The sequence below is a fragment of the Paenibacillus daejeonensis DSM 15491 genome, from assembly GCF_000378385.1.
Lineage (GTDB): Bacteria > Bacillota > Bacilli > Paenibacillales > Paenibacillaceae > Paenibacillus_D > Paenibacillus_D daejeonensis.
Window position 1 is genome coordinate 168550 of the sequence record NZ_KB899669.1, and the last position, 6638, is coordinate 175187.

General features: G+C 53.5%; 6 protein-coding genes. All 6 read left to right on the forward strand.

Annotation, left to right across the window (positions count from 1 at the left end; genetic code table 11):
- Window positions 1–62: 62 nt before the first annotated feature.
- The 6 genes from F556_RS0124820 (at window position 63) to F556_RS0124845 (ending at window position 6290) form a co-directional block, all read left to right on the forward strand.
- Window positions 63–1136 carry an amidase domain-containing protein gene (locus tag F556_RS0124820; protein ID WP_020619710.1) on the forward strand — a complete coding sequence of 358 codons (1074 nt, stop codon included), beginning with the start codon at window positions 63–65 and terminating at the stop codon, window positions 1134–1136.
- 29 nt (window positions 1137–1165) lie between these two features.
- On the forward strand, window positions 1166–2257 hold the full coding sequence (locus F556_RS0124825; protein ID WP_020619711.1) for a D-alanine--D-alanine ligase: 1092 nt from the start codon (window positions 1166–1168) through the stop codon (window positions 2255–2257).
- Window positions 2258–2798: 541 nt separating this feature from the next.
- Window positions 2799–3116 carry a hypothetical protein gene (locus F556_RS0124830; RefSeq protein WP_020619712.1) on the forward strand — a complete coding sequence of 106 codons (318 nt, stop codon included), beginning with the start codon at window positions 2799–2801 and terminating at the stop codon, window positions 3114–3116.
- Window positions 3113–4156, forward strand: a complete 1044-nt coding sequence (gene uvsE, locus F556_RS0124835) for a UV DNA damage repair endonuclease UvsE (protein ID WP_020619713.1) — start codon at window positions 3113–3115, stop codon at window positions 4154–4156. Before F556_RS0124830 ends, uvsE begins: the two co-directional genes overlap by 4 nt.
- Before the next feature lie 123 nt (window positions 4157–4279).
- The gene (gene fabI, locus F556_RS0124840) at window positions 4280–5050 is read left to right on the forward strand and encodes an enoyl-ACP reductase FabI (protein ID WP_020619714.1); all 771 of its coding nucleotides are present in this window, start codon (window positions 4280–4282) and stop codon (window positions 5048–5050) included.
- Between the two features lie 385 nt (window positions 5051–5435).
- Entirely contained in the window at window positions 5436–6290 is an 855-nt protein-coding gene (locus tag F556_RS0124845; RefSeq protein WP_020619715.1) for an inositol monophosphatase family protein, read from the forward strand.
- The last annotated feature ends 348 nt before the right edge of the window (window positions 6291–6638 follow it).

Here is a 6638-nt window from a genome sequence, read left to right on the forward strand (position 1 = left end):
TTTCCTTCATATACTGAATCAAGTGATTTGGATAGTCAAAATCCGCAGAGGGAGGAATCGGAATGCCGCTCACCTCGGGTAAATCCCGCAGCTCAGACAGACTGCAGGGCTGGAAGGCAGCCGTCCATGAATATGTGAAGCAGGTGAATCAGTCTGAAATCGAGCTGGATGTCGAGCCGCTGAAGAGGCTGGTTCAAGACCGCGACCACCTGTCAAGGTACGGCTGGAAGCTGGATCGGCTGCGCGAGCGTGAGCGGCAGCGGTGCGTATGGGCCAGCCGCAACGAGACCAAAGCACAGCTGATGCGGGTACATGAATCCACGCATGAAGCCACCGTGCTGTTGCGGCTGGACCAGCGTCGGTCACTGGATCAATTTGGCCATGGGTATGTAGAAGAGCGAAGTGAATATGAACGGCTATGGCTTCAGGGAGATCGGGGCGGCGAATGGGAAATTTCCCGGATTGAGCCGATGGTGTTAGAGCGGCGGCCCCGCTTCGGCTCATATCCTGGAGGGACGGCAACCTATGAGGAAGAAAGAGGACAGCGTCGGTCCGGGTTTACAGAGATGCGTACGCGTCCGTTCGTAAATTATGATATTGTATTGCCGCTGGCCATCCGCAACACGGTGCATCGTTACCGCCGCGACCGGGCCGTTGCTTATGCCGACACTTGGTGGAACAAGGGGAATCCGGAATACGAAGAGTTCGAGGTGAACTGTACCAACTATGTGTCCCAGTGTCTCTTTGCAGGCGGTGCTCCGATGAATTATACTGGTAGAAGGGAATCGGGGTGGTGGTACAAGGGCCGGGATGGCGGCATGGAGTGGTGGAGTTACAGTTGGGCTGTCTCCAACGCCTTGCAGACGCTGCTGGCCACACCGCGGCGCGAAGGGCTGCGTGCAGCGCTGGTTGACCGCCCCGAACAACTGGAGCTGGGCGATGTCATTCTGTACGACTGGAACGGAGACGGCAGATATCAGCACAGTACGATTGTGACGGCGTTTGATGCGGATCGTATGCCACTGGTCAATGCGAATACGGTACCGAGCCGCCACCGGTATTGGGATTACCGGGATTCCTATGCATGGACGGAAGCGACGCGCTATTCGATGTTTCATATAGCAGATGAGTTTTGATGTTAATTACAGGGCACCGGAGGATACCAATGGCGAAAAAAGTACGTGTAGGCCTGATCTACGGCGGCAAGTCCGGCGAGCATGAAGTCTCGCTGCAGACTGCGCTGGCAGTTATGAAGGCTTTTAATTATGACCAATATGATATTATACCCTTCTATATTACCAAGCAGGGCAAGTGGCACGCTGGCGCACCATTGACAGCACCGCCAGAGGAAGTGAAACAACTACAATATGAAGCTTCTGCGGCTGGCGGGGATTTGGTACCCGTACTGCAGAGCCTGCAGCCCGGAGGTGGGGCAGCTGAGGGCAAGGCGCTGGATGTTATTTTCCCGCTGCTGCATGGCACCTATGGTGAGGACGGGACGATCCAGGGCTTGCTTGAGATGGCCGATGTGCCATACGTTGGAGCAGGCGTACTCGCTTCGGCTGTTGGCATGGACAAAGCGATGATGAAGAAGGTATTTGCGCATGAGGGACTGCCGCAGTGCATCTATCGCCATTTCAACCGGACGCAATGGACCAAGGATCCTGCGTTCTTCATCATGGAAATCGAAGTATCGCTCGGTTATCCATGCTTTGTGAAGCCCGCCAATCTCGGCTCGAGCGTCGGCATCTCCAAAGCGAAAAACCGCGAGGAGCTGACGGCAGCGATCGAGCTGGCCCTCCGCTACGACCGCAAGGTCATCGTCGAGGAATTCGTCGATGCCCGCGAGATCGAGGTCAGCGTGCTGGGCAATGATGAGCCGCGTGCATCCGTTCCTGGGGAGGTCATTACCTCCAGCGATTTTTATGATTACGATGCCAAGTATGTAGACGGTACGTCCCGGATGCAGATTCCGGCCGACATTCCAGCAGATATCGCGGAGACGGTGCGAGAAATGGCGCTGCGGGCCTATCTGGCGATTGATGGCTCGGGTCTCTCCCGCGTCGACTTCTTCCTGCGCCGCTCGGATAACCAGCTGCTCATTAACGAAGTTAACACGATGCCTGGCTTCACACCATTCAGCATGTATCCGCTGATGTGGAAGGAAACCGGGATGCCGTACAGCGAGCTGCTGGATACGCTCATTTCACTTGCCATTGCCAGACACCAGGAAAAGCAGAGACTGACGTATAGTTAAAGGCTTTTCGAGGAAAAGCGGTTTCGGGAGCAGGGCTTGGCTTCACCAAGGAGAAGCTTCTGCTTTCGAAACCCGGTAAGAACGCCTTATTCGCATGCGGGGCGAGCTGTAAAGCAAGAAAGTTTACTTAGAGCGCCTCATTCGCACGCATGGCGGGCTGTAAGGCAAGAAAGTTTACTTAGAGCGCCTCAATCGCACGTGTGATGGGCTGTAAGGCAAGAAAGTTTACTTACAGCGCCTCATGCGCACGCGTGGCGGGCTGTAAGGCAAAAAAGTTTACTTAGAGCGCCTCATGCGCATGCGGGGCGAGCTGTAAGGCAAAAAAGTTTACTTGGAGCGCCTCATACGCACAAGTGGCGAGCTGTAAGGCAAGAAAGTTTACTTAGAGCGTCTCAATCGCACGCGTGGCGTGCTGTAAGGCAAAAAAGTTTACTTAGAGCGCCTCAATCGCACGTATGGCCAGCTGTAAGGCAAGAAAGTTTACTTGGAGCGCCTCATCCGCACGAGTGGCGGACGGCAACTGAGAATAGGAGGGATACATATGGGATTTGAGACTGAGTTCAACTCTGTCTGTAAATTCAAGTCGGAGCAGGAATTGTACGAGCTGTTGGAGTACGGACGCAACAAGATGGTCAAAAGCGGATTCCGCGTCTATCCGACCGGGCAAAAAGTGATCGCCTATGCTCCGGATAACACGGCGGTTTGTATCGTCAAAATTCTTGTCTCGCTATCCGAGATTAATTTCCAGGGAGAGGAAATTACTCAAGTTGAAATGGAACTCGTACGCAAGCTGACCGAAGAGGAATCCCGGATTCAGACGGCGCTTGCGTATGAGATGTTTTTCGGCGAACGCGGATGATTGTCCGTTTCGGATTTGTGGCGATGAGCATGCTGCTGGAGAATGCCTCGCCATCCCGAACGATGACCTATCGCAACTTCTCCCGTTTGCCGGAGAGGGATGCGGCAGTCCGTCGCTTGGAACGCATTGGGGAAGAAAATCTACACAATACGCTGCGCGTGCTGCGACATGCTGCGGCGCACGATATTAAGGTGTACAGGCTGTCGTCCAAACTGATTCCGCTAGCTACCCATGAGGAACTGGCAGGTTGGGATCCCGTATCTAACATTGTGGCATCGTTCACCGAGGTCGGCGATTTCATTCGCAAGCGGGGCATCCGGGCATCTTTTCATCCCGATCATTTCTGTGTACTCAACACGCCGCGTCCGGAAGTGCTTCAGAAATCCGTGGAGGACCTGGAGATGCATGTGCGGATGATGGAAGCGCTCGGATTGGATGAAGCCTACAAATGCAATATTCATGTCGGCGGCGCCTATGGAGACAAGCCTACCTCGGGCGAGCGGTTTCTGCAGCAATTTGGGGAGCTCTCGGATCGGTACCGACACCGCATTACATTGGAGAACGACGATAAGACGTTTACTGCTGAAGAAACGTTGGCTATTGCGGAAGCGTCCGGTGTGCCGATGGTGCTGGACATTCATCACCATGCGGTGAATCCAGGCGGCTTGCTGCCGGAGCAAGTTACAGGTGAGCTATGGCCGCGCATCGCTGCCACTTGGTCCGCAGAGCGCCAGCGTGCGCAGGCGGCAGGACTGGGTGGCGGGGAGGACAATCTGCAGCGGCTGTTGGCACCCAAGATTCATGCATCCAGCCCCAAGAGTGAGAAGGACCCCCGCGGCCATGCTGACGGTGTAGAGCCGGAGCCGCTCCTGGCCTTTTTGCAGGGCATAGCCGGATCTGTACCCTACGTCGATGTCATGCTCGAGGCCAAGCAGAAGGATGCAGCACTCGTGCAGCTCATGGAGAAGATTCGTTCCCACGCACAATCCGACAATAGCTTGCGCATGATCGACGACGCCACAGTGGAGATTGTCGATTAAAGATGCGGACGAGAGGCCAATTGCCTCTTGAAATGACCCGCCAAATGAAGTACTTTGGACAAGAGCTTGTTTATTGTCACGATAGAAAGTAATCCCGGTGAGGGATGAGGAGGAGCAAATCTAATGAGTGGTTTGTTAAACGGAAAAAATATCTTGGTCATGGGTGTTGCCAATGACCGCAGTATCGCATGGGCGATTGCCCAATCTCTGGCTGCCCAGGGCGCTAACCTGGCCTTTACATACGAAAGCGACCGCGTGGCTGACCGTGTCCGCAAGCTGGCCGACACTATTCCTGGTTCGATTATCCTGCCTTGCAACATTACAGTGGATGAGGAAATCGACGCGCTGGCAACCCATGTCAAAGAACAATTCGGAGTACTGCATGGTCTGGTGCACAGTATTGCTTTTGCTAAGACAGAAGAGCTGGAAGGTATGTTCGTGGACACGTCCCGTGAAGGGTTTGCTCTGGCACATGACATCAGTGCTTACTCCCTGACTGCAGTTTCCCAACGACTGCACCCGCTGATGACTGAGGGCGGCAGCATCATGACGATGACCTACCTCGGTGCGGAGCGTGCGCTTCGCAACTACAACGTCATGGGCGTAGCCAAAGCGGCTCTTGAAGCTTCGGTCCGCTACCTGGCTAACGACCTGGGGCCTTCCAATATTCGAGTGAATGCGATCTCGGCCGGACCGATCCGGACGCTGGCAGCCAAGGGCATCAAGGACTTCAACACCATTCTGCGTCAAGTCGAGGAGAAGGCGCCGATGCGCCGGACGACAGAGACAGCCGAAGTGGGCGACACCGCGATGTTCTTGATGAGCCATCTGTCCCGGGGCATTACCGGAGAAGTCATCTATGTGGACAACGGATACAACATCGTAGGCGTATAGCCGGCATTTTGCGCAGGCCCTGCATCGCTGATGACAGCGGTACAGGGCCGTTTCGCTGCCCGGGCAGCAGAACGACGAAGTCGTTTTTGCTTGAAATATAAGCACGTGCAGGTTTCACACCTCGGCTAGGCTTATATTTCTTCGGAATGAAACTTACGATTGCCGTAGCATGGTAATCGCCGTTTCACCTTGAATTCTAAAGAATTTTTACGCTTCGCTTAAAAATAGGCTTAGAATTCTTCGACAAAGCTCTTCGTGCGTTATATACGAACGACGAAGTCGTTTTTGCTTGCTTGTCCGTAATTTGGGCGAAACTTGGAGCGGTTCGGTACGTATACTAAACAGATGAGATGAAGAATTATAGGGAAAGTAGAGTGATGACACAATGACTGATGGACGTAATGACGGTGTCGTCGGCAGCAAGAGCTTTACCGCAGTAGCCATTAATTGTGCGGCCAAGGCCGGCGAATGGATCAAGACCAAATTGGGGGCCTATGCCTCTCTGACCATAAAGAGCTCTACCAGCGACCTGGTCACCGAAGTGGATAAGGGATCGGAGAAGCTCATTCGCAGTCTGATTCTGACCCATTTTCCAAACCATGCGTTCCTCGGCGAAGAGGGCGTACAAGCTGGAGCAGCGGCTTCGCGCAAAGCATTGGAGGACATGCAGGAGGAAGAATATCTGTGGATCGTCGATCCTATCGATGGGACCACGAACTTTGTGCACGGCTTTCCTTTCTTTGTGGTTTCCATTGCGCTTGCGTATCGGGGTGAAGTGATTGTAGGCGTCGTGTATGATCCGTCGAGGGATGAGTTGTTCGTGGCGGAGAAGGGCAAAGGCGCGTATGTCCATGGCACTCGGATGCAGGTGTCCAAAGAAACGACATTGGGCGATAGTTTGATTGCAACGGGGTTCCCTGCGGATCAGCAAACCGCGCTGCCCATCAATCTAAAAGGTGTACAGGCCATTGCACCTCAAGTTCGCAATCTGCGCGTTGCTGGCTCGGCGGCTTTGCATCTGGCGTATGTAGCTGCTGGACGTCTAAGCGGGTTCTGGGAGATCGGACTCAGCAGTTGGGACATGGCAGCCGGGACGCTGCTGGTTCAAGAGTCAGGCGGTCATGTGAGCGATACCGTGGGCACCGGTTACCATCTCGGGGTGCGTAACGTGATTGCTTCCAACGGATTGGTCCATGACGAGTTGGTAGCTGCCTTAGGGAAAGCGGAAGCTACCGGTTAGAGGCGGACACTTGATCTTGGGAAGAGAAAACAGATCAGATCAGAATACAGTTTATATCGTGGTAAGCGATTACAACACGGGGCTTTAGGATACGATAGGTATCAGGAGTCAGTGGGTCTTTCTAAAAAGAGGTCTTTGCGCATGTTGCGTAAAGGCCTCTTTCCTTTGTTAAACAGAACAAATATATGGGGGGAGCCTTGATTTTCATAGGAAAAATGGGTGGGATTTGAAAATTATCAAATATCCTAGATATGTAAGACGAGTTTTAAAATAGTCCTGTGCTTTTTTGTACAGATTTCGTTACACTGAAGGTCGTACAATAATAGTTGTGCGACATCTTAGACCGCA

Excerpts from the sequence above, each read along its gene's own strand:
- F556_RS0124820 (WP_020619710.1), top strand. The coding sequence starts at position 63 with ATGCCGCTCACCTCGGGTAAATCCCGCAGCTCAGACAGACTGCAGGGC.
- F556_RS0124830 (WP_020619712.1), top strand. The coding sequence starts at position 2,799 with ATGGGATTTGAGACTGAGTTCAACTCTGTCTGTAAATTCAAGTCGGAG.
- F556_RS0124825 (WP_020619711.1), top strand. The coding sequence starts at position 1,166 with ATGGCGAAAAAAGTACGTGTAGGCCTGATCTACGGCGGCAAGTCCGGC.
- F556_RS0124845 (WP_020619715.1), top strand. The coding sequence starts at position 5,436 with ATGACTGATGGACGTAATGACGGTGTCGTCGGCAGCAAGAGCTTTACC.
- uvsE (WP_020619713.1), top strand. The coding sequence starts at position 3,113 with ATGATTGTCCGTTTCGGATTTGTGGCGATGAGCATGCTGCTGGAGAAT.
- fabI (WP_020619714.1), top strand. The coding sequence starts at position 4,280 with ATGAGTGGTTTGTTAAACGGAAAAAATATCTTGGTCATGGGTGTTGCC.